The 22,061-nt window shown below is 43.0% G+C and carries 20 protein-coding genes and 8 tRNA genes; 14 read left to right on the forward strand and 14 right to left on the reverse strand.

Annotated features, from left to right (window positions below; translation table 11 throughout):
- Positions 1-11 precede the first annotated feature (11 nt).
- The 14 genes from ACSSVW_RS19705 to hemA form a co-directional block, all read right to left on the reverse strand.
- The gene (locus ACSSVW_RS19705; RefSeq protein ID WP_454180013.1) at positions 12-512 is read right to left on the reverse strand and encodes a hypothetical protein; all 501 of its coding nucleotides are present in this window, start codon (positions 510-512) and stop codon (positions 12-14) included.
- Complete coding sequence (locus tag ACSSVW_RS19710) at positions 509-4,087, reverse strand: PKD domain-containing protein (RefSeq protein ID WP_454180015.1); 3,579 nt, start codon at positions 4,085-4,087, stop codon at positions 509-511. Before ACSSVW_RS19710 ends, ACSSVW_RS19705 begins: the two co-directional genes overlap by 4 nt.
- A 15-nt stretch (positions 4,088-4,102) precedes the next feature.
- Positions 4,103-5,188: a 23S rRNA (cytidine(2498)-2'-O)-methyltransferase RlmM gene (gene rlmM, locus ACSSVW_RS19715; RefSeq protein ID WP_065979332.1), complete on the reverse strand. Its 1,086-nt coding sequence runs from the start codon at positions 5,186-5,188 to the stop codon at positions 4,103-4,105.
- A 9-nt stretch (positions 5,189-5,197) separates the two neighbouring features.
- Complete coding sequence (locus tag ACSSVW_RS19720) at positions 5,198-5,566, reverse strand: DUF423 domain-containing protein (protein WP_065979333.1); 369 nt, start codon at positions 5,564-5,566, stop codon at positions 5,198-5,200.
- Positions 5,563-6,207 carry an alpha/beta family hydrolase gene (locus ACSSVW_RS19725; RefSeq protein WP_304635742.1) on the reverse strand — a complete coding sequence of 215 codons (645 nt, stop codon included), beginning with the start codon at positions 6,205-6,207 and terminating at the stop codon, positions 5,563-5,565. The genes ACSSVW_RS19720 and ACSSVW_RS19725 overlap by 4 nt, the downstream gene beginning before the upstream one ends.
- Position 6,208: 1 nt before the next feature.
- Positions 6,209-7,105 carry a transcriptional regulator GcvA gene (locus ACSSVW_RS19730; protein WP_036967434.1) on the reverse strand — a complete coding sequence of 299 codons (897 nt, stop codon included), beginning with the start codon at positions 7,103-7,105 and terminating at the stop codon, positions 6,209-6,211.
- A 113-nt stretch (positions 7,106-7,218) separates the two neighbouring features.
- Positions 7,219-8,073, reverse strand: a complete 855-nt coding sequence (kdsA, locus tag ACSSVW_RS19735) for a 3-deoxy-8-phosphooctulonate synthase (protein WP_036967432.1) — start codon at positions 8,071-8,073, stop codon at positions 7,219-7,221.
- A 10-nt stretch (positions 8,074-8,083) separates the two neighbouring features.
- Positions 8,084-9,337, reverse strand: a complete 1,254-nt coding sequence (locus tag ACSSVW_RS19740; protein ID WP_036967429.1) for a DUF819 family protein — start codon at positions 9,335-9,337, stop codon at positions 8,084-8,086.
- Positions 9,338-9,352: 15 nt separating this feature from the next.
- Positions 9,353-10,180: a tetratricopeptide repeat protein gene (locus ACSSVW_RS19745; RefSeq protein WP_036967428.1), complete on the reverse strand. Its 828-nt coding sequence runs from the start codon at positions 10,178-10,180 to the stop codon at positions 9,353-9,355.
- Between the two features lie 128 nt (positions 10,181-10,308).
- On the reverse strand, positions 10,309-10,683 hold the full coding sequence (locus tag ACSSVW_RS19750; protein WP_036967427.1) for a SirB2 family protein: 375 nt from the start codon (positions 10,681-10,683) through the stop codon (positions 10,309-10,311).
- A 21-nt stretch (positions 10,684-10,704) separates the two neighbouring features.
- On the reverse strand, positions 10,705-12,243 hold the full coding sequence (locus ACSSVW_RS19755) for a DUF3369 domain-containing protein (RefSeq protein WP_180310936.1): 1,539 nt from the start codon (positions 12,241-12,243) through the stop codon (positions 10,705-10,707).
- Between the two features lie 45 nt (positions 12,244-12,288).
- Positions 12,289-13,131 (reverse strand): peptide chain release factor N(5)-glutamine methyltransferase, encoded by an 843-nt coding sequence (gene prmC, locus ACSSVW_RS19760; RefSeq protein WP_036967419.1) that lies wholly within the window; start codon positions 13,129-13,131, stop codon positions 12,289-12,291.
- A 2-nt stretch (positions 13,132-13,133) separates the two neighbouring features.
- Positions 13,134-14,219, reverse strand: a complete 1,086-nt coding sequence (gene prfA, locus ACSSVW_RS19765) for a peptide chain release factor 1 (protein WP_036967416.1) — start codon at positions 14,217-14,219, stop codon at positions 13,134-13,136.
- A 7-nt stretch (positions 14,220-14,226) separates the two neighbouring features.
- On the reverse strand, positions 14,227-15,483 hold the full coding sequence (gene hemA / locus ACSSVW_RS19770) for a glutamyl-tRNA reductase (protein ID WP_036967413.1): 1,257 nt from the start codon (positions 15,481-15,483) through the stop codon (positions 14,227-14,229).
- Between the two features lie 83 nt (positions 15,484-15,566).
- Here hemA and lolB point away from each other — a divergent pair, with 83 nt between their 5' ends.
- From lolB to ACSSVW_RS19840, 14 genes are all read left to right on the forward strand, one after another.
- A complete protein-coding gene (lolB, locus tag ACSSVW_RS19775) occupies positions 15,567-16,154 on the forward strand; it encodes a lipoprotein insertase outer membrane protein LolB (RefSeq protein ID WP_182395090.1) in 588 nt (195 codons plus the stop codon).
- Positions 16,155-16,156: 2 nt separating this feature from the next.
- A complete protein-coding gene (ispE, locus tag ACSSVW_RS19780) occupies positions 16,157-17,023 on the forward strand; it encodes a 4-(cytidine 5'-diphospho)-2-C-methyl-D-erythritol kinase (RefSeq protein ID WP_036967407.1) in 867 nt (288 codons plus the stop codon).
- An 85-nt stretch (positions 17,024-17,108) separates the two neighbouring features.
- Positions 17,109-18,056, forward strand: coding sequence for a ribose-phosphate pyrophosphokinase (locus tag ACSSVW_RS19785; RefSeq protein WP_036967404.1), 948 nt, complete (start codon positions 17,109-17,111; stop codon positions 18,054-18,056).
- Positions 18,057-18,206: 150 nt separating this feature from the next.
- A complete protein-coding gene (locus ACSSVW_RS19790; RefSeq protein ID WP_036967397.1) occupies positions 18,207-18,815 on the forward strand; it encodes a 50S ribosomal protein L25/general stress protein Ctc in 609 nt (202 codons plus the stop codon).
- 19 nt (positions 18,816-18,834) lie between these two features.
- The gene (gene pth / locus ACSSVW_RS19795) at positions 18,835-19,419 is read left to right on the forward strand and encodes an aminoacyl-tRNA hydrolase (protein ID WP_036967395.1); all 585 of its coding nucleotides are present in this window, start codon (positions 18,835-18,837) and stop codon (positions 19,417-19,419) included.
- Between the two features lie 34 nt (positions 19,420-19,453).
- Positions 19,454-20,545, forward strand: a complete 1,092-nt coding sequence (ychF, locus tag ACSSVW_RS19800) for a redox-regulated ATPase YchF (RefSeq protein WP_036967393.1) — start codon at positions 19,454-19,456, stop codon at positions 20,543-20,545.
- Between the two features lie 453 nt (positions 20,546-20,998).
- Positions 20,999-21,075, forward strand: a tRNA-Met gene (locus ACSSVW_RS19805).
- A gap of 60 nt (positions 21,076-21,135) precedes the next feature.
- Positions 21,136-21,220: transfer RNA gene (locus ACSSVW_RS19810), tRNA-Leu, on the forward strand.
- A 35-nt stretch (positions 21,221-21,255) separates the two neighbouring features.
- A tRNA-Gln gene (locus ACSSVW_RS19815) sits at positions 21,256-21,330 on the forward strand.
- 4 nt (positions 21,331-21,334) lie between these two features.
- Positions 21,335-21,411 (forward strand) — tRNA-Met (locus ACSSVW_RS19820).
- Positions 21,412-21,497: 86 nt separating this feature from the next.
- Positions 21,498-21,582: transfer RNA gene (locus ACSSVW_RS19825), tRNA-Leu, on the forward strand.
- Between the two features lie 40 nt (positions 21,583-21,622).
- Positions 21,623-21,697: transfer RNA gene (locus ACSSVW_RS19830), tRNA-Gln, on the forward strand.
- Positions 21,698-21,762: 65 nt separating this feature from the next.
- Positions 21,763-21,847: transfer RNA gene (locus ACSSVW_RS19835), tRNA-Leu, on the forward strand.
- 38 nt (positions 21,848-21,885) lie between these two features.
- A tRNA-Gln gene (locus ACSSVW_RS19840) sits at positions 21,886-21,960 on the forward strand.
- Positions 21,961-22,061 lie beyond the last annotated feature (101 nt).

Here is a 22,061-nt window from a genome sequence, read left to right on the forward strand (position 1 = left end):
CAATAGTGACACTATTGGCTTTTTAGTACCGTGTAATCGAGTTTAACCGGTAAAGGGTCTGAAAGACCTAAATCAGAACGCGGTTCTTCAAATTTACTAATAACCGCATCATACGTATTTTCGCCGATATTGACTGTGAACGGTTGTGCAAGCTTGGTAATTATTTTAAGTTCAGCGTGCTTGTTTTCTAATTCTAATAAGCCATCATCCCGTGTTTTAACAAGTAAAAAATGCGCGCCATTTTCAAAGACAATACGAGCTTGATGAGATTGTCGGTGCTCTGCACGCCACTGCCCTTGCTGAAAAACAGTAATAACATCACTGACACCATCGGGCTCCAACAGACGCTCTTTTTTAAACTCACATTGTTCACACCCTTTTATTGATTCTGCTTGCCAATTAATCGGGTAACCATCAAAGCTAAGTCTTGATGACATTTGCCATGCAGAATCTGCAGCAGGCTTGCAGCCACAGAGCGCGAACATCACACTTATATACACGAAGGACTTCATGGGTTTTCAACTTGTGATGTTCTTACTGCTTTGATCTCTTCTAATAAATAACGTGGAGGAGCTTGCTCTTCAATGATGTGTTGAACAGGCGCTTGAGACACTTCTGATTGATCATTTTGAACAGTATTAATTCCTAAACGGTTACCCGAGAAAAAGGTATAAAAGCGCAGCTCAATAAGGCTCCACTCATCAACATCACTCAACGTTGCAATGTTACTATCGCCATTGGTGTCTTGGCTTAAGGTTTCAGTAAGATCTAAATTACAGTTATAGTCTATTGCAGTGGAACCTGGGTAGCCCAAGCCATTTGCTTCATTAATATTTGCTTCGTCGAGTGCATTTCCCAAACCATGAGAAAACGACATCACAAAGTTATCGGGCGACCCTTGTGGGCCATTGATAAGGTCGGCTGTTTGCACACCACAATTTGGGTTGTTTCTATAACGACTTGAATAATAACGGTCACCTTCATTATTTCCTATTGTCGCTAAACCGCGTAATTGATAAAGATAATTCATAATACTTAGATGGTTCGGCTTATAGTTCACGGCATTATTACCGCCATGGTCAAGCCCTAAATTATGACCCAGTTCATGCATGATTGTCGCAGCCTGGTAGTTATAGGCTAAATTGGTTGAGATTTGATTGTCCAACGACAAGCCCCAGTTACCAAGGCTTATCATTAAATCGTTACCGTTAATTTCTGCAACGCCAGATGACCCTGCACTGCCATCGACATTGCGGCTATTCGCCATTAACATGTAATGAAAAATCGGTTTACGGCGCATATCGAAATTAGCCATTTTATAATGAAATAAACTCTCAACGCCTTGGTTAAAGCTATACGGTGTATATTGCCTAAAGATAACACGGTCACCGCCACCTAAATCATGATCAGCAGGTGATACCCCCTCAGCTTGGTGAAACAAATCACCCACATCAAAATGCAGCACGATGTTTTCTGCAGCGAATGACGATGCCACTTTTTCAAGCGCCGTCCTGTGAGGTGTAATGCCTGCATCACTGCTGTCCATGTAATCTACTTCAATAAAGATATCTTTTTGATTTGCTCTGGCTCCCCAATCATAAAGTGGTAATCCAGCAAATGTTGAGCCTGGTTGCTCTGAGCAATCAGGAATACCGTCTTCGTCTTCATCTAACGAACACGTGATATCATTGACCCCTCCAGGAGTGGTAAAGGTGCTGTATGTCCAGTCGGTGGCACTATTCGTATCTGTGCTGCTCTGGTCACGCTTGATACTTGAGCCCGTAAAGTTCAAGATTGTGGGTGCCGCTCCCGTTTGCCATTGACCCACCGATGTCGGTTCCGTTGTATCATTTCCAAAGCGAACAAAGTCAATAGTTTGAGCTTGATCGCTCGTCAGTAATTCAATAAACCCATTCAAAAACCAATAAGGGCGAACAGTGGAGCCAATGTCTCCAATAAAGGCAATGTATTTATTCTGATCAGCAGCATCATAAAATAATGAATCCCCAAAGCGACTGTGAATAATCACATACTCACCGGCAGCAAGAATTTGATTAGGTAGAGTAAAAATCGTAGAAGCCGCAACGCTATTATCCGCGCTATCACGACTCTTAACCCTGACGCTGTAATCAACCAAATTCACATCACTGTTAGTGCCATTGTAAAGTTCAAACCATGGGGTGTCGTTCGTAAATCGAATCGCCACCACCTCGGTGATTTTTAAATCTTCGCTGCCCGTCGTAAATGTTGTAATAACCTGCGCAGACACGGGCGTATCGGCAAAATTAACTAAGTCACTGGTCAGCCTTAATTGATATTGTGTTGACTCACTCAAAGCAGCCGTAAATTCAGCACCGTTAAAGTATTCACTGGTATTCGCTTCTGGGCCTGATAAGACCAGTGAGCTAAGCGCTAAACAACTGTTAAAGTTATCTGCTGATAATTGCACTGAGCCAGTACACACCCCTTCATTTTCATTAAACGATAAGCTTGTGGTCTTCATTACGTCAGATAACGAAAATGAGATACGCGCGTTTGCACTCACCGCCTGACTGTTATCCTGTGGGCTCACATTCACGACAGTGGCTGCTGTTGTGTCTGTGATTGTAACGCTGACTGTCGCCTCGTTACTGTCAACACCATCTGATACGGTCACTTTGAAGGGGGCTTGAGCAATACTATTTTCTGCTGGCTGATATTGGTAATTAAAACGTGTCGCATTGAGCGTAGTGATGGTTGCTCCCCCAATGTCACTGGCAAAAGTAACCGATAACTCATCATCGTCAGCATCACTTACGTTAACCGTGAAATCCCTCGGTTGATTAAACTCCGTAGTAAAGGCAATAGTGTCAATAGTGGGCGCTTTGTTTACATGCACAATCGTAAACGTCAGCGTTAACGATGATATCGCCCCCATGTCATCGGTTGCCGTGACTAACAATACGACCTCACTATTTACAGACACTTCGGGGGCTGTAAAACTAATTGCTTGGCCATTTTGAACAAAGTTTAGTGTGGGTCCACTTTGTTGCTGCCACGCAATTTCACTGACTGTGCCATCAGTGTCGGTCACAATCACACTGATTGACGCCTCAGTGAGCTCAGTAATATTGGCAATAGGGTCAGCCGTAATCACAGGGGCTACATTTACAAAATTTTCAATCACGACATCATATTCGGCCAAGCGTGTAGCCCCGTCGTTATCTGTAACAATGACTTGAAAACGCACACCGCTATCTGCATCGACTTCAGGGGCTGTAAACATCAATTCGCTACCACTGGCAGTAAATGAAGTTGTAGGGCCTGATACTTGGCTCCAACTGTAATTTGTAATGCTGCCATCGCTATCAACGGCAACCGCACTTAATGTGCCCTCCACCCCTTCTCGGATTGTTTGCTGCCCAGAAATTGATACTGTAGGAGCAATATTGGCACTGACCACAACACTAAAATCTGTGCTTGTTTGCTCACCAAAGTTATCTGTCACGCGCACAGTAAATGCCAATTCTGTATTACTGCTCACTGAAGGGGTCGTAAAACTGATTTCACTACTGCCATTACTAAATGCCACACTTGGCCCAGCTGTTTGACTCCAGTTATAACTCAGGACTTCACCGTCAACATCGGTGGCATTTGCACTGAGTGTTATTATATTGCTAGAGGGAGAGGTTTGTGGGCCTTGTACAACGATACTCGGTGCTTGGTTAACATTAATAATGGTCGCTGTATACGAGGCACTGGCTGTCGCACCTTGATTATCAGTCACGGTGACTGAAAAACTGATGGGGGTATTTTCGTTTACGGCGGGAATAGCAACAGTGAGTTGCTCATTACTGCTGGTTATACTGACTGTAGGGCCGCTTGTTTGCTGCCATGTAAAGCGGCTAATAGTGCCATCTGAATCACTTGCTGATGCCGAAACTGTCAGTGTTGAAAGTTCATTAACTTGGCTATTGCCCGACACCGTGACTTGTGGCGCTTGGTTGCTGGCAGATGCAGGCTCATCGCTGCCGCCTCCGCCCCCACACGCGGTTAAGAAAATAAGGAATAAAATACACAACCAAACCGTTACTATTCTATTCCCCATTTTGCTATCCTCTATTTAACTGTATAGGCTTTGCGGCACCTTTGTGACATTTAAATGAACCGTAACCTCTTCACGGTCATGGTATAAATGTTTTGCCTGAAGCTCATAACTAACGCCGTATTTTTCAAGCTCTTCCTTAATCATCTTTAAACATTCATAAACACTGTCGAAGCGTTTTTTCATTGGCAGTTTAAGATTAAAAATAAGCTCTTTTGCGTACGCATTCACGGCCCAATCAATCATAAGATTAGTAACTTTTGCTGGCTTTTCCACCATATCACATACTAACCAATGAATATTTCGCTTTTCAGGACGGTATTTAAAGCCATCAACACGGAAATGTTTTACTTGTCCGGTTTCCATTAAATCATCGTTCATTGGGCCGTTATCTATGGCACTAACAAACATACCACGACGAACCAATTGGTATGTCCAACCACCCGGACACGCCCCTAAATCAACGCCTCGCATTCCTGGCTGCAAACGGTCTTCGGCTTCATGAGGCGGAATAAACACATTAAACGCTTCATCAAGTTTAAGAGTTGAACGGCTTGGTGCGTCATTTGGCATACGCAGGCGTGGGATACCCATAAAAAATGGCGAGTTATTAAAAGTATACGAATACCCTACATACGCAGTGTCATTACTTAAAAAGAGTACATGCAGCACAGGCTTTTTATCAGCAAGTTCACGCGTAACCGTCGCGCGTTTTTCGAGGGCTTTTTTTAGCGGTGTCGAAATCTTTTTACAAAATTTAGACAACTCTTTACCTTCATTGGTATCTGGGGTTTCAACTCGTAAGTCACCACAGGATGGAAAATCAACGGTTGCATTCACAATCGCACTGACCCTGTCTTCAAGCGGCATATTATCGACTAAAGTACCGGTAAACCATTGGCGGGCAAAGACCATGTTTTTGAAATCTATTTTTTTTATGATTTCATCGCCATGGCTCGGATCAAAACATTCATAGACGACAATTCCAGTGTTCGGCTTCGTTTTTACATAGCCCGCAAACCCTTGTTCCGCAGCCTGAAAAGTGATTTCAGCGGCAGCGTCGCTTTCAAACCCACTGCGACAATAAATAACAACACTCGACATAGATAACCCTTAAAATTTATACCGTGCGGCTTGAACTAATAAAATAGTCCAACCAATAATAAAGCACACACCGCCTAGGGGTGTGATTGGACCAAGCCATTTCGCACCTGTTAATGCGAGTAAATATAGGCTGCCACTAAATAACAAAATACCAGCGATAAAAAAGCCACCAGCCCAACTTAAGTTCATTCCCCACTTAATTAAAATCGCGATGGCGATTAAGCCCAAGCCGTGCACCATTTGATATTCTGCAGCTGTTTTAAAAATACCTAATGCATAGTCCGATACGCGGCTTTTTAAACCATGCGCAGCAAACGCGCCTAGCACAACCGACAGCATGCAAAACAGACTCCCCGCGATTAAATAAAATTTGATCATTGTGAATCTCCATCAATCAACTTAAGTATAAATTGGGCCGCAAGATTCGCAGCGTGTTGTAAGTTATCGTCTTCAGTTAACCCACTTTTCTTACGCGGTTTTAATGAATGATCACCGTCTTTTAGCCAGCTAATTTCTGGCGGATTATTCATTTCAAGCTCGGCTAATTCTTGCTGATTACCAAAAGTATCTCGTTCACCTTGAAGTACTAAAAAGGGGCATGGCATATCGATGAAGTGATCGATACGAAGCTTATCGGGTTTTCCGGGAGGGTGAAACGGGTAGCCAAACGCAACAACACCAGCAACCTCTACAGCGTCCTCTTGTGTGCAAAGCATAGAAGCCATTCTACCGCCCATCGACTTTCCGCCAATAACTACAGGTAAATCTGGCTGACGATGCGCTAACACTTCAGCAAAATAAGCCAGCAGCTTAGGGGCACGATCTGGGGGCCTGCGTTTATTGGTCTGTTTTGCGATTTGCATATACTGAAAGTCAAATAACGCCACATCAATCTGATGCTGGCTAATTAACGTTGCCATATTTTGCATGAACGCTGAGTCACTTCCCGCCCCTGCGCCATGAGCAAATATAAACTGTGCACGGGCATCACCCGTTGCACTTTTAAACCACTGTAACATGTTAATACTCTTGTTCTTGTTCAACTAAGCTCAGCATCCAGTCTTTGAAAGAAACTATTTTTCCCAGTTCTGTTTGCGATTCGCGTATCACTAAATAATAGGCATTTTTACTTTCTAATGAGTGATTAAACGGAATCACTAAGCGCCCCGCATCAATATCGGGTTTTGCTAAGACACTATTCCCAATTGCCACGCCTTGACCATGCACTGCCGCTTGGAGCACCATTGATGAGTGACTAAAAATAGGACCTTGGTTTACTTGGACATTACGCACTCCGGCTGTTTTCATCCACGTTTTCCAATTTTTACGCGTTGTGTCATGCAACAGAGTATGGTTAGCCAAATCACTCGGCTGATTTAAAGGCTTAGGCCCTGTTAGCAGCATGGGACTGCATAACGGCACAAGGTATTCTGTGTGTAACTTGTAAGTTTGTACGCCACTCCAATGACCACGACCATAGTAAATGGCAATGTCTACATCATCAGACAATGAATTTTCGTCTTGGTCTTGTGCTTTTATTCGCACATCGATTTCAGGGTGTAACTCATTAAATAAACTAAGCCTTGGCACCAACCATTGAATAGCAAAACTGGGCGTTAAACTAACCGTTAAAGACCCTTTTGCCCCGCGTGCTAATAACTTTTCAGTGGCATCAATCAGCTGAGTAAATATCTCTTTAATATCGAGAAAGTACCCTTGCCCTTCTTCCGTTAATAATAGCGAACGATTTTTACGAAGAAATAATTTAAGGCCTAAATGCTCTTCCAGCGTTTTAATTTGGTGGCTGACCGCGGCTTGTGTCACATACAGCTCTTCAGCTGCTTTGGTAAAACTCAAGTGACGCGCTGCAGCTTCGAACGCTTTTAGTGCATTTAAGGGAGGGACACGACGAGACATAAACACCAAGCTTAGAATTAGTTTTTCTTATGCGTCGATTATAGCGATACAAATAAAAAAAGGCGACCTTGGTCGCCTTTTTCGTCATTAAATACTCATTAATACTGAGTATTCTATAAATCGCTTGCGCTGGTGTCTAACGGTGCAAAGCTTTTAATTAAATCATCAACCGCTTTCATTTGTGTTAAATACCCTTCAAGCTTACTTAGTGCAAGGGCGCAAGGGCCATCACATTTTGCTTCGTTAGGGTTAGGATGCGCCTCAATAAACAGACCCGCAATACCTAATGCCATACCACTGCGAGCAAGCTCTGCCGCTTGCGCACGACGACCATCAGCCGAATCAGCACGGCCACCCGGGCGTTGTAACGCATGCGTTGCATCAAAAATAACCGGAGCCATTGGCTTCATGTCATCCATACCAAGCATATCAACAACAAGGTTATTGTAACCAAAACTTGTACCACGCTCACACAGCGCCACATTATTGTTGCCTGCTTCATTAAATTTCTTAATGATATGACGCATTTCGTGCGGTGCTAAAAACTGTGGTTTTTTCACGTTAATAATTGCGCCTGTTTTCGCCATCGCGACAACTAAATCAGTTTGGCGTGCTAAGAAAGCAGGTAATTGAATAACATCAACTACCTCTGCCACTGGCGCAGCTTGATGTGGCTCATGCACGTCGGTGATGAGTGGCACGTTAAACGTTGTTTTAATTTCTTCGAAGATTCTTAACCCTTCTTCCATCCCCGGGCCACGATAAGAGTTAATTGATGAGCGATTTGCTTTATCAAATGACGCTTTAAAAACATACGGGATATTTAGCTTCGAGGTTACTTCGACGTAGTGCTCAGCAATGCGCATTGCTAGGTCGCGAGACTCAAGCACGTTCATACCACCAAACAACACAAAGGGTTTGTCGTTCGCTAATTCAATCTCGTTGATTTTAATTAACTGGTTGTTCATTTTTTATTCCTTAAGGTGCAACAGCTTGCAGCATTAATCCACAAATATATGCCATATAGGTTCCGACACCATAGCCCAAAACTGCCAGTAAAACACCAACAGGGGCAAGTGATGGATGAAACGCTGAGGCAACTACGGGCGCTGATGCTGCCCCGCCTACATTCGCTTGAGACCCAACGGCCATATAAAATAAAGGCGCTTTAATTAATTTCGCTACAATCAGCATTAAGCTTGCGTGTGTCAACATCCAGATCACACCCAAAACAAAGTACATTGGCGAATCAAAAATAGCCGTAATATTCATGTGAAGACCAATTGATGCCACCAAAATATATAAGAAGCTTGAAGCCACTTTTGATGCACCAAATGCTTCGATATGACGTACTTTAGTAAACGATAAACTAATCCCGATTGTCGTCGAAATTACAATTAGCCAAAAGAACTTACTGTTTAAACTATATTCTTGTGCCCATGGGAAGTTAGCGCCAAAATACGGCCCTAAAAAGTCCGCACAAAAATGCGCCAAGCCCGTTATACCAAAGGCAATCGCAATAATGGTCATGTAATCATTAAGTGTGGGCATACGTGCATGTTCAGCATGATAGGCTTCAACACGCTCTTTAAGCTCTTCAATTGCACGGGTGTCTGCCCCGGTTTTGGCATCAATGGCTTTGTGATTAGCAGCCATCAGTAACAGTACAGCCATCCATAAGTTAGCCACAATGACATCAACCGTTACCATTGCCGAGAAAATATCCCCACCAACTTCAAACATTTCTTTCATTGAGGCCTGATTAGCGCCCCCGCCTATCCAGCTACCTGCGATAGTTGTCATGCCGCGCCAAACCGCATCGGGGCCATGACCACCAACGGCTTCAGGGTAGACCGCGCTCATCACTAAAATCGCTAACGGACCCCCAATCACAATCCCCATGGTACCGGTTAAGAACATGATTAACGCTTTCGGACCAAGGTTTAAAATGGCTTTTAAATCAATGCTGATGGTTAACAGAATTAAACAAGCCGGTAATAAGTAGCGAGATGCTACAAAATAAACATTCGACGAGTGACCATCAACAATCCCAAAAGTATTTAATAACGAGGGTAAAAAGTAGCACAGCAGGAGTGCGGGTACATATTTATAAAATTTTCGGCATGCCGCATTATTACTGTGTGAGGTTTTAAAGATAAACCCCAAAATAACGGCAAGCAAACCAAGTACGACTGCGTCATTGGTAATAAGCGCACTGTGGGCGTCAGTCATAAATGTTCCTTTAATTTAGTGGTGTGTATTATTGTTATCTTCGATTTCAGCAATTTGATGCTGAATAATCTCTATGGCCGGATCATCTGGGCATTCATTAATAAAATACTGCAAATCGTCACGGGCCATTTTAGGGCAATCTAATTGATTAAGCAGGTACCCTCGGTCACGGCGTTCATAGGGGTCATCACCGAGTAGTTCCATTAACATGTCAACGCAATGAAGGGCATGACCAAACTTGCTCTCGCTGATAAACGACCACTTTTGCTGTGCTAAATACAGCTTATAAAGCTCTTCTTCAAAAATTAGCTCAAGTGGTTCTTGTTCATCACCATTCTCTTCACAGGCATTTTCGGGGGTAATATACCAACTTTGCTGGCCCGTACTTGGCTCAATTAAATAGCCCTCTTCTTCGCTTATTGCGACATGAATATGAACTTCACCTTGACTTAAAGTCACTGTGGCATCAAATTCAGCGTGCTGTAATAAGTGACAAAGTAATATCGCCAGTGTGGTTTGTGTACCACTACGCATCGTAATGGTGTAGCTAAAGCTGTTTAACGTGTACTCAGGCACTTTTAGGCTTGAGGCACTGAACAACCATTGCTGATAAAAGGTATCAAGAAGTTTATCTAGACGCTCGTGTGGCTCTTTAAATTCAGTACAAAGTGCTGATACGGTATCTTCAAACTCATTTAATGTGTCATAACAAGCAGTTAAATCTACCTGTGTGTCCCACGTTAATTCAGCATCGATACAACGATAAAGCACGTTTGAAGAAAATGCGTCAAAGGCCTCATCTTGATAGGATTCATTGTGATCTTCAAACCAAGGGGTGGTCATTTATACTGCAACATCTCTTTCGAAAACGAGAGGCTAGTTTACCTACTTTTAGCGTCAGTTGCCAATCTTGAAAAGAGAAAGTGAGCAGCGGTATAACGGTTAACAGTCGATATACCGCGTTTCAATGTTTACAGGATAAAAGCGTTCTTTGCAGAGGCGAGATAACCAATCGCAAGTAAAATGAAGGTTGTCACCACAAGTAAAATGACACGTGCCGATTGTGAGCTTTGTCTGGCTGCAACAATTCCTAAAGCGATATAGGCAATTACTAAAATAATTTTTTCAAGCAACCACGACTGCTCTAGCGGGTTAAACCCAGCCATTACAATCAATGCAATAGCAGAAACCAACAACAACGTGTCGATACTATGACTGCCAATAAAAACGATTTTATTCTTTGCTAATGTGGCTGTTTTTAATCGCGAAAAAGAGCGAACGTAAAATAAAATGATACTCAACACAGCGAGTAACATGTGAGTGTGTTTAACTGCTAAATAATCCATATGCCTCAATTCTAATTGTCATTAATCTGGGTAACGTACAAGTACGTCTTCTATTTCTTTAATGCGTTGATTAAACACATCTATTAACTTTGGATCAAACTGTTTTCCTTGCTGAGCGTTTATCTCTTTTACAACATCTTCAAGAGACCAAGGCTCTTTGTAACAACGCTTGTGTCGTAGTGCATCAAACACGTCGGCCAGTGCAACAATGCGCCCAGCAATCGGGATATCGTCCCCTTTTAAGCCTGCAGGATAGCCTGTGCCATCCCAACGCTCATGGTGAGATAACGCAATAACAGCCCCTGTGTTAACAATATCACGTGACGAGTCTTTTAATATTCGATGCCCCTTTTCTGCATGTTGTTTCATGATTGCCCACTCTTCATCGCTTAGTGGCCCTGGTTTATTGAGAATAGCGTCGGGTATCCCAACCTTTCCAACATCATGAAGAGGAGCTGCATGTCGAATTAATTCAGCTTCGCGCTTTGGTAATCCATAGCCCACAGCCAATTCGTAGCAAATGTGCGACACACGTTTTACATGGTTTCCTGTTTCGGTAGAGCGTTGTTCAAGCGCTTCACTTAATCTAAACACCAGTTCTTGTTGAGTTGCTTCTATTTCAGCCTGAAGCTGAACGTTTTCATAAGCAAGTTGCACGTTTTGTGAAAATATCTCGATGAGGTGGCGCTGTGTATCGGATAAGTGCTTTGGAATACCCGAAATAAACAGCATAGAATTATGATTGTATTCACTGCTGCAATACGCAAATAGGTAGTTTTCACGGTAAACGATGGTTTTTTCTCTTAGCGCTTCCTGACAAGCTTGTAGCTGCTCTTCATTGAGCACCTCTTCAATCGCTTTGCCTTCGCTGCGTTCAAACTCACCTTTACCTGAGAATACAACGAGCTTTTTCTGGTTATCGAGCGGGTTACTTGCCACCAGACTCGTAGCATACACGGCTTGCTCTACTGTACCGAGCAATGAGGTGAGTTGTTGCATCACCCCTTCAATAAAGTGCTCTAATGAATGAGTAGAAAAAATATCACGCGATGCTTTTATAATTTTTTCAAGGCCTTGGCGTGATTGCTCTATGGATAAGATATCGCGATACGAACGCAAACTCGACATCACCACTGTAAAGAGCTTTTGTGCTGTCAGCTCTGTCTTAGATTTGTAATCGTTAATATCATAATTAACGATTACTTGTCTTTCCGGTGCCTGACCGGGTTGGCCTGTACGAAGAATAATACGAATATGATTGTTCTTTGCAGTTTCACGAATATATTTTGCAACCCGCAGGCCAGCATCATCGGTTTCCATTACTACATCGAGTAATACGATGGCTGCATCTGGGTGCTGCTCTATTAATTGCTTTGCCTCTTCACCTGAGTAAGCACTAATAAATTCAAGACGTTTGTCTTGGAATTCAAAGTCACTGAGCGCAAGCTTTGTTACGGCATGTACTTCTGGTTCGTCATCAACGACGATGACTTTCCAACTACCCTGAACCACTTCTGATACATCATCAAGTGCTTCATCCGAAAACAAAAAATCATCCATTTTTTGGGACCCTCAAAGGCTATATGCGCACAGTGTTCTGTTATTTTATTTAGGCCATTGTGCTAACGTTACACGGTCATTACCGCCAAGATCTTTAACTGTAAGTATATGGCTATACGACATTTGTGCAAAAAATTCTTGAACTTTAACACTTTGTTGGTAGCCATGTTCAATTAAAAGATAGCCATTTGTTGCTAAATAGTCACGTGCCATTGTAATTATTTGCTTAATATCAGCCATGCCATCATCATCAGCCACCAAGGCTGACAAGGGCTCAAAACGCACGTCACCTTGGCTCAAATGTTCATCATCGTATTCAATGTACGGCGGGTTACTAACAATCAGATCAAACTTTTTATGGTTTACAGCGCTAAACCAATTACTTAAAGCAAAAGTGGCGTTGTTAATATTAAGTCGTTGTTGATTCTCGTTAGCAAGCGCAACGGCTTCGGGTACTCTATCAACCCCTAATACTTGCCAATTGGGCATTTCACTGGCCAGTGCAAGCGCAATTGCCCCCGTCCCGGTTCCTAAATCGAGCACGTTTGCAGCATGGGGTAATTCAAGCCCCAACGCATACTCAACCAGCGTTTCCGTATCAGGACGAGGTATCAAAGTAGTGGCATTCACCTTTAGTGGCAAACTCCAGAATTCTCTAATGCCGGTGATATGCGCGACAGGTTCACCTTGCAAGCGACGCTGGCATGCATGATTAAACTCAGCTTCTTGCTGTTCCGTTAGGTGTTTTTCAGGCCAACTAAATAAGTAACTACGGGGTTTGTCGAGAATAGAAAGTAGCAGGACTTGCGCGTCTAGTTTCGCGCTGTCGCTGCTAGGCGTTAATAACGCCGTCGCAGCAATCAGTGCTTGTTCTATGCTTTGTGGCACGATTATTCATCGCCCATCGCAGCAAGTAAATCAGCTTGGTGTTCTTGCATTAGGGGCTCGATAACACAGCCTAAATCACCTGCAACAACTTCATTTAAACGATACAGTGTTAAATTAATACGGTGATCAGTAATACGACCTTGCGGGTAATTATAAGTACGAATACGCTCTGAACGGTCACCACTGCCCACTAAATTACGACGCTCTGATGCTTCAGCCGCTTGGCGTTTTTCATCTTCAGCTTGTTGTAAACGTGCACCAAGTACCGACATCGCTTTCGCACGGTTTTTATGTTGTGAACGCTCATCCTGACATTCAACGACCACACCCGTTGGAAGGTGGGTAATACGAATTGCTGAGTCAGTTTTATTTACGTGCTGACCACCGGCACCCGACGCACGGAATGTATCGACTTTAATATCCGCAGGGTTAATTTCGATAGCCTCTGCCTCAGGCACTTCTGCCATAACCGCAACGGTACACGCCGAGGTATGAACACGGCCTTGCGACTCAGTTTCTGGTACACGTTGAACACGGTGCGCCCCTGATTCAAACTTAAGCTGGCCGTACACGCCTTCACCCGAAATATGTGCGATAACTTCTTTATAGCCACCGTGCTCACCTTCGTTGGTGCTCACTATTTCGACTTTCCACTTTTTCGTTTCTGCGTAGCGGCTGTACATGCGGAATAAATCGCCCGCAAAAATAGCGGCTTCATCGCCCCCCGTGCCTGCGCGCACTTCTAAAAAGACGTTGTTATTGTCTTTCGGATCTTTTGGTAGCATTAAGATCTGAATTTCATCTTCTAATGCAATAATTTGTGCTTTTGCTTCTTTATATTCTTCTTGCGCCATTTCGCGCATCTCAGGATCAGAGTCTTTTAGCATTTCTTCTGCTGCAGCGACATCATCTTGTGCTTGCTGGTACGCTAAAAACGCTTTAACAATTTCTTCTAATTCTGAATATTCTTTAGATAAGGCACGAAAGCGATTTTGATCGCTGATCACAGAGGGGTCGCTTAGCAGCGCTTGCACTTCCTCATAACGCTCGACTAAGGTTTCTAACTTTCTATAAACAGACTCTTTCATTTAACGGCTATTCCTGATCAATACCTAACATTTTCTTTAATTGACTTAACTCAGCGGCTTCACCATTTTTAGCCGCATCTTGAATAGCACGGGTAGGTGCGTGCATCAAGCGGTTGGTCAGTTTGTTTGCCAACTCGAGTATCACTTTTTCTGCGTCTTTGCCTGCTTGCAGCTGGCCAAGTGCTTTTTCGACAAGTTCTGATTTAATATCTTGTACATCATTTCGATACAGACGAATAATATCGACCGAATCGAGAGAGCGCAGCCACATGACAAATTCATTGGTGCGCGCATCAATAATTATTTGCGCTTGCTGCGCCGCTTGTTCGCGCGCGGCGATATTCTCGCTCACTATCGCTTGTAAGTCATCTACTGAATACAAATAGGCCGCATCTAATTCGCCTACTTGGCTCTCAATATCCCGAGGGACAGCAATATCAATAAACAGCATGGGCTTGTGACGACGTTTTTTTAAAGCCTGCTCAACCACCCCTTTACCAATAATTGGCAAAGTACTCGCGGTAGAACTAATAACAATATCGGCATCGTGGAGACGCTCAGGTAGTTGCGCCAAAGCAATAACATCAGCGTCAACTTCGACAGCTAAACTTTTTGCACGCTCGATGGTGCGGTTTGCCACCGTGATTTTTTGCGGATCATTTTGGTATAAATGTTTAGCCACCAGTTCAATGGTCTCACCTGCCCCAATCAGCAATACGTTGGTTTTATCTAACTTACCATAAATATGCTTGGCTAAATTAACAGCAGCATAAGCCACGGATACCGCACTGGCACCAATGTCTGTCTCTGTGCGAACTTGCTTTGCTACCGAGAACGTTTTTTGAAACAAGCGGTCAAATGTCACACCAATGGCATCATGCGTTTTTGCATTATGGTAGGCTTGCTTTATTTGCCCCAAAATTTGTGGCTCACCCAATACCAAGGAATCAAGGCCGCACGACACACGCATTAAATGATTAATAGCCTGCTCGCCCTCATGATAATAGGTGTTACTGCTCAGTTCTTGTTCATCCAAACCATGGAAACTGGCTAACCAGTGCAACAGTGTTTGGGAATTACGCTCAGCAAGGCTACAATAGATTTCGGTTCGGTTGCAGGTCGAAACAATAACCGCTTCATTAAAATGCGCATGGCCACTTAATTGTTGTAACGCCTCAGACATTTGCTCAGGCGAAAACGCGACTTTTTCGCGTAATTCTACGGATGCGGTTTTGTGATTTATACCAAGTGCTACGATGGTCATATGTACCAAATATTGCTAAGCCCAGCTGTAAAGGCGTTAATTTTACCAAAAATCAGCGGAATATGGAAAGTAAGGAACGACATTTGATTAAACAATATTTGATTTTATTCATGTTTTTTTTATTTATCAGTGGTTGCGCCCAAAAAACATCAACGATTGACTACGTTTACCCTGATTGGAAAACCCGCCTTGATCACCATGCCAAGTGGCAAGTACAAGGAAAAATCGCCTTCATAAGTTCAGAGCAACGACAATCAGCTAACGTCAATTGGCAACACGACGAGTTACACAGCGACATGATCTTAACCAGTTTTATCGGTACCCGTATTTTGTCGTTAAAGCAAAATGCATATGGCGCTGAAATTGAATACGACGGTGATGTTTACACAGACCGCGATGCCTCATTATTACTTTACCGGCTGACAGGTTTCACTATTCCGCTCGATAACGCGGCGACATGGCTCAAAGGGACCGCTAACAACGAACACACCCAATTTGACGAACTCAATCGCTTAACAAGTCTAATTTGGCACGCTGAAAACGGCCAGCAATGGCAAATCACCTATTCTCATTATATAAAACAAGATGGCTATTGGCTTCCAACAAAGCTGAGCCTTAAAAACCCGCAAATTCGTATTAAAATTCAACTTAATGATTGGCAGTTTAATTAATCATGACAGAAACTTCGCACGCTCCACTCACCTTAATAGCACCCGCAAAACTAAATCTGTTTTTACATATTAATGGTCGTCGTGAGGATGGCTATCACGAACTCGAAACCCTGTTCACGTTTTTAAATTTTGGTGACGACTTAACGTTTTCACTCACCGATGACCGTAAAATTACCGTCACGGGTGACACACAAGGCATTCCTACTCACGACAACCTCATATATAAAGCCGCATTTTTATTGCAACAACATTGTCAGTGCCAGCAAGGTGTAAACATTCATTTAGTTAAACGCTTGCCTATGGGCGGCGGTGTTGGTGGTGGCTCATCAGATGCGGCAACCACCTTACTGGCACTCAATAGATTATGGAACTGTAATCTGTCATTGGCTGAATTAGCACAGCTAGGAGTCACGCTTGGCGCTGATGTGCCCGTATTTATTAATGGTCATACCGCAATTGCGCATGGCATTGGCGAGCAATTACATAATGTTGAATTAACCCCAGGTTGGTTCTGTGTTGTGCATCCTGGCGAGCATGTGAGTACGGCAGAAATCTTTACTCACCCTGATTTAAAACGCGACACAGCCAAGCTAAAAGCTGATTGGCAAACAGAAAATTTACGCAATGATTGCGAGCCTTTGGTCAAAAAGCTCTGCCCCGAGGTTGAAAAAGCCCTCCAGTGGTTGCTAAAATACGCTCCGTCAAAGATGACTGGTACGGGCGCTTGCTGCTTTGCTGAGTTTTCAACTCAGGCCGAGGCAGAACAAGTTTTAGCTCAGTTGCCAGAAAAGTGGACAGGTTTTGTAGCAACTAGTGCTACACTTTCTCCTGCTCATACAGCATTAAATGCTCACTTTGAAATGAAGTAACGTACAAGTAAATGTAAAAGTTAACCTGCTTTGGTGCCTACCAAAGCCTGTTAGTCCCAAAATTCAGTGCCTGAGGAACCCTACCGTGCCTGACATGAAGCTCTTCGCTGGTAACGCAACACCTGAGCTAGCTCAAAAAGTTGCAAAACGTTTGTATATTGAATTAGGCGATGCTGTTGTTGGCCGTTTTAGTGACGGTGAGATCAGTGTTCAAATTAATGAAAATGTTCGTGGCTCTGACGTTTTCATCGTTCAATCAACCTGTAACCCTACTAACGATAACCTAATGGAACTTATCGTTATGGTTGATGCCCTACGTCGTGCGTCTGCTGGACGTATTACTGCAGTAATCCCATACTTTGGTTACTCACGTCAAGATCGTCGCGTACGTTCTGCTCGTGTACCAATCACAGCTAAAGTCGTTGCAGATTTCCTATCAAGTGTAGGTGTTGACCGTGTTCTAACGGTTGATTTACACGCTGAACAAATTCAAGGTTTCTTCGATGTGCCGGTTGATAATGTATTCGGTAGCCCAGTGCTATTAGAAGACATGAAAGAACGCGACTTCGATGACGTTGTTGTTGTTTCACCCGATATCGGTGGTGTTGTTCGTGCTCGCGCAATCGCGAAGCTATTAAACGATACAGACCTTGCTATCATCGACAAGCGTCGTCCACAAGCTAACGTTTCACAAGTAATGCACATTATTGGTGACGTTGAAGGTCGCGACTGTATCATCGTAGATGACATGATCGACACAGGCGGGACACTGTGTAAAGCGGCAGCTGCACTTAAAGAACATGGTGCTAAGCGTGTATTTGCATACGCAACTCACCCTGTACTTTCTGGCAACGCAGCTGAAAACATCCGTGAATCGGTCATCGACGAAGTGATTGTTACTGACTCAATTCCACTGTCTGATGAGCTTAAAGCACTGGATAAAATCAAAGTGCTTACGCTTGCAGATATGCTTGCTGAAACAATTCGCCGTATCAGCAACGAAGAATCTATCTCAGCGATGTTTGAACACTAATAAACACGCAGTGATAGCCAAAAGGCACCGTCTAGGTGCTTTTTTTGTGGTCGTTATTTATTTTCCTTCAAAGTGGTGGTATGATAGCGCGCCTTTTGGCTGGGGACCTTGGTCGCAAAGGCCCTAAGACTTTTAATTTTTGGAGACATTATGTCAACTTATACATACAATGCAGAATTACGTACAGAAACAGGTACTGGTGCGAGCCGCCGCCTACGCCGTGAAGATAAAGTTCCTGCAATCCTTTACGGTGCTGACAAAGAAGCTGCATCAATCGTTCTTGCACACAAAGATATGATCAAAGCGCAAGAAGACGAAGGTTTCTACACGCACATCCTTACTTTAAACATTGGCGGTGAGTCAGTTGAAGCTATCCTTAAAGATATTCAACGTCACCCGTTCAAGCCTAAGATCACTCACTTAGACTTCCAACGTGTAGATGCTTCTCACAAACTTCACACTAAAGTGCCAGTACACTTCATCGGTGAAGAGAAAGTAACTAAAGCAGGTAACACTGTTGTTCACCAATTAACTGAAATCGAAATCACGTGTCTTCCTAAGTCACTTCCTGAGTTCGTTGAAGTTAACGTTGCTGATTTAGTTGCAGGTGATTCAATCCACCTTTCAGACCTTAAACTACCTGCAGGTGTTTCATCTGTTGAGCTAGCTAAAGGTGCAGACCACGATCAGTCAATTGTTACTGTAAAAGCTAACAAAGCTGCTCCTGCTGAAGAAGCTTCAGAAGACGCTGCAGAATAATTTTTAAGGTGTACACACCTTGAATTCTATTCAAATGCTTGTGGGCCTGGCTAATCCAGGCCCCGAATACGCAAATACACGCCATAATGCAGGTGCTTGGTTCATTGAAGAACTCGCAGCACGCTATAACTGCACACTCAAACACGATCCTAAATATCACGGCCTCACTGGCAAAGTGATCATTCAAGGCCAAGAATTTAAATTACTGATCCCAACTACTTACATGAATTTAAGTGGTAAGGCGGTGAGTAGTCTCGCTAATTTCTTTAAAATCCCTGTTGAGAACATTCTCGTAGCGCACGACGAAATGGATCTTGATCCCGGCATTGCTAAACTAAAAAAAGGTGGCGGCCACGGTGGTCACAATGGTTTAAAAGATATTATTGCGAAAATGGCAAACCAAAAAGATTTCATGCGCCTTCGTATCGGTATTGGTCATCCGGGTCACCGAGAAATGGTGACAGGCTGGGTACTTGGTAAAGCCGCTAAAGAAGATCAAGAAAAAATGGATGCCGCTATTGATGAGGCAGTTCGTTGTATGGAAATTCTTGCAAAAGATGGTGTGTTAAAAGCACAAAACAGACTACATTCATTTAAACCTTAATCCGTTTTAATGAAATTACACAAGGTATCTTACTATGGGTTTTAAATGTGGCATCGTTGGCTTGCCAAACGTTGGTAAATCAACATTATTTAATGCACTAACTAAAGCGGGAATTGAAGCCGCTAACTTCCCTTTCTGTACCATCGAGCCGAACACAGGTGTGGTACCGGTGCCTGATGCACGCTTAAATGCATTAGCCGAAATCGTAAATCCGCAACGCATTTTACCAACAACGATGGAATTCGTTGATATTGCAGGCCTTGTAAAAGGCGCTTCAAAAGGTGAAGGTTTAGGTAACCAGTTCCTTGCGAATATTCGTGAAACTGATGCAATCGGTCATGTAGTGCGCTGTTTTGAAGACGAAAACATCGTTCACGTTGCCGGCACTATCGACCCTGCTGACGATATTGATGTCATTAACACCGAATTAGTACTGGCTGATATGGACAGCGCTGATAAAGCAAGTTTCCGTAATGCGAAAAAAGCGAAAGGTGGCGATAAAGATGCAAAAGAACAAAACGCTGTTCTCGAAAAAGTAAAAGCACACCTTGATGAAGGTTTAACGTTACGTTCTTTAGAACTAACAAAAGAAGAAAAAGCAGCTATTAAGCCTTTAAACTTCTTAACAATTAAACCAACAATGTACATCGCAAACGTGGCAGAAGATGGTTTTGAAAATAATCCATACCTCGACAAAGTGCGTGAAATCGCAGCTGCAGAAGATGCGGTTGTTATTCCTGTCTGTGCGGCTATCGAATCAGAGCTATCTGAGCTTGAAGAAGAAGACAAGCTTGAGTTTATGGCTGACTTAGGTCTTGAAGAGCCGGGCCTTAACTTAGTGATCCGTGGCGGGTACGAATTACTTAAATTACAAACCTACTTCACAGCAGGCGTAAAAGAAGTACGTGCATGGACAATTCCTGTCGGCGCAACAGCACCACAAGCGGCAGGTAAAATTCATACTGATTTCGAACGTGGCTTTATCCGTGCACAAACTATCGCTTTTGATGATTATATTGAGTTCAAAGGTGAAAGCGGTGCGAAAGAAGCAGGTAAAATGCGTCAAGAAGGTAAAGAGTACATCGTGAAAGACGGTGATGTTATGAACTTCTTATTTAACGTATAAGTTGTGTAGCACACTCTATTTAAAAGGCTCGTTATCACGAGCCTTTTTTGTTTTCTGAATTGACACCACGACGCGCAGGCTATTTTTAGCGCTGTAAACAGAGCCATTTTATCTATTTGCTCTGTGTATAGTATTCTACTCCTATCACTGTAAATACGTTTATGTGTTATAAAAACTCTCAACAAAATAGTTTTTAAATTTACACACTTAATTTTTGTATGAAAATCAAACAGATTAAAAGTGGGCTTTTATTAGCAACAATACGTAATATACTTTTAGTGTTGTCTTTGTCTGTCAAAAAAACAGCAATTTAAATAAAATTTAGCCGCTTAGCTTAATTTTAATGCAAACAAACCCTGTTAAGCGTTTTTTTGCAAAAAAGGTGTTGACGGATTTAGGTCATATCAGCATAATACGCCCCGCACTCAGCGATGAAGTGCTAACAAAAAAGATGGCTAAGTAGCTCAGTTGGTTAGAGCACATCACTCATAATGATGGGGTCACAGGTTCAAATCCCGTCTTAGCCACCATTCTTTTTGTTGCTCAATGAAGAGTTAAAAATAACTACCAGTGTTTTTTAAACACAAAATGCGGGAGTGGCGGAATTGGTAGACGCGCTGGATTTAGGTTCCAGTAACTTCAGTTGTGAGAGTTCAAGTCTCTCCTTCCGCACCATGTTCTGATAAGAACTAAAATTATCAAATTTTTGTTGGGATATCGCCAAGCGGTAAGGCAGCAGGTTTTGATCCTGCCATTCCCAGGTTCAAATCCTGGTATCCCAGCCACAATGGCTAAGTAGCTCAGTTGGTTAGAGCACATCACTCATAATGATGGGGTCACAGGTTCAAATCCCGTCTTAGCCACCATTCTTCTTTTAGAATGGCTCTGCAGGAGTTTAAACTGCACTCAATGAAGAGTTAAAAATAACTACCAGTGTTTTTAAACACAAAATGCGGGAGTGGCGGAATTGGTAGACGCGCTGGATTTAGGTTCCAGTAACTTCGGTTGTGAGAGTTCAAGTCTCTCCTTCCGCACCATGTTCTTGATAAGAACCAAAACTATCAACTTTTTCTTTGTTGGGATATCGCCAAGCGGTAAGGCAGCAGGTTTTGATCCTGCCATTCCCAGGTTCAAATCCTGGTATCCCAGCCACTTTCTCTACCAAGAGAGTGAATAAGAAAAACTCTGTATAGAGTATAAAAATGCAACTTAATGATGCGGGAGTGGCGGAATTGGTAGACGCGCTGGATTTAGGTTCCAGTAACTTCGGTTGTGAGAGTTCAAGTCTCTCCTTCCGCACCATGTTCTTAAGTAGAACTAAAACTCTTCAAGTTTAGCGTTGGGATATCGCCAAGCGGTAAGGCAGCAGGTTTTGATCCTGCCATTCCCAGGTTCAAATCCTGGTATCCCAGCCAACTTCCTTTCTAATTTCTAATTTCTAATTTCTAATTTCTAATTTCTAATTTCTAATTTCTAATTTCTAATTTCTAATTTCTAATTTCTAATTTCTAATTTC

This window comes from Pseudoalteromonas sp. MBR-15 (genome assembly GCF_053628915.1).

Coding starts and splice junctions, on each gene's coding strand:
- ACSSVW_RS19705 (WP_454180013.1), bottom strand. CDS start 512: ATGAAGTCCTTCGTGTATATAAGTGTGATGTTCGCGCTCTGTGGCTGC.
- ACSSVW_RS19710 (WP_454180015.1), bottom strand. CDS start 4,087: ATGGGGAATAGAATAGTAACGGTTTGGTTGTGTATTTTATTCCTTATT.
- rlmM (WP_065979332.1), bottom strand. CDS start 5,188: ATGTCGAGTGTTGTTATTTATTGTCGCAGTGGGTTTGAAAGCGACGCT.
- ACSSVW_RS19720 (WP_065979333.1), bottom strand. CDS start 5,566: ATGATCAAATTTTATTTAATCGCGGGGAGTCTGTTTTGCATGCTGTCG.
- ACSSVW_RS19725 (WP_304635742.1), bottom strand. CDS start 6,207: ATGTTACAGTGGTTTAAAAGTGCAACGGGTGATGCCCGTGCACAGTTT.
- ACSSVW_RS19730 (WP_036967434.1), bottom strand. CDS start 7,105: ATGTCTCGTCGTGTCCCTCCCTTAAATGCACTAAAAGCGTTCGAAGCT.
- kdsA (WP_036967432.1), bottom strand. CDS start 8,073: ATGAACAACCAGTTAATTAAAATCAACGAGATTGAATTAGCGAACGAC.
- ACSSVW_RS19740 (WP_036967429.1), bottom strand. CDS start 9,337: ATGACTGACGCCCACAGTGCGCTTATTACCAATGACGCAGTCGTACTT.
- ACSSVW_RS19745 (WP_036967428.1), bottom strand. CDS start 10,180: ATGACCACCCCTTGGTTTGAAGATCACAATGAATCCTATCAAGATGAG.
- ACSSVW_RS19750 (WP_036967427.1), bottom strand. CDS start 10,683: ATGGATTATTTAGCAGTTAAACACACTCACATGTTACTCGCTGTGTTG.
- ACSSVW_RS19755 (WP_180310936.1), bottom strand. CDS start 12,243: ATGGATGATTTTTTGTTTTCGGATGAAGCACTTGATGATGTATCAGAA.
- prfA (WP_036967416.1), bottom strand. CDS start 14,219: ATGAAAGAGTCTGTTTATAGAAAGTTAGAAACCTTAGTCGAGCGTTAT.
- hemA (WP_036967413.1), bottom strand. CDS start 15,483: ATGACCATCGTAGCACTTGGTATAAATCACAAAACCGCATCCGTAGAA.
- ispE (WP_036967407.1), top strand. CDS start 16,157: ATGACAGAAACTTCGCACGCTCCACTCACCTTAATAGCACCCGCAAAA.
- ACSSVW_RS19790 (WP_036967397.1), top strand. CDS start 18,207: ATGTCAACTTATACATACAATGCAGAATTACGTACAGAAACAGGTACT.
- ychF (WP_036967393.1), top strand. CDS start 19,454: ATGGGTTTTAAATGTGGCATCGTTGGCTTGCCAAACGTTGGTAAATCA.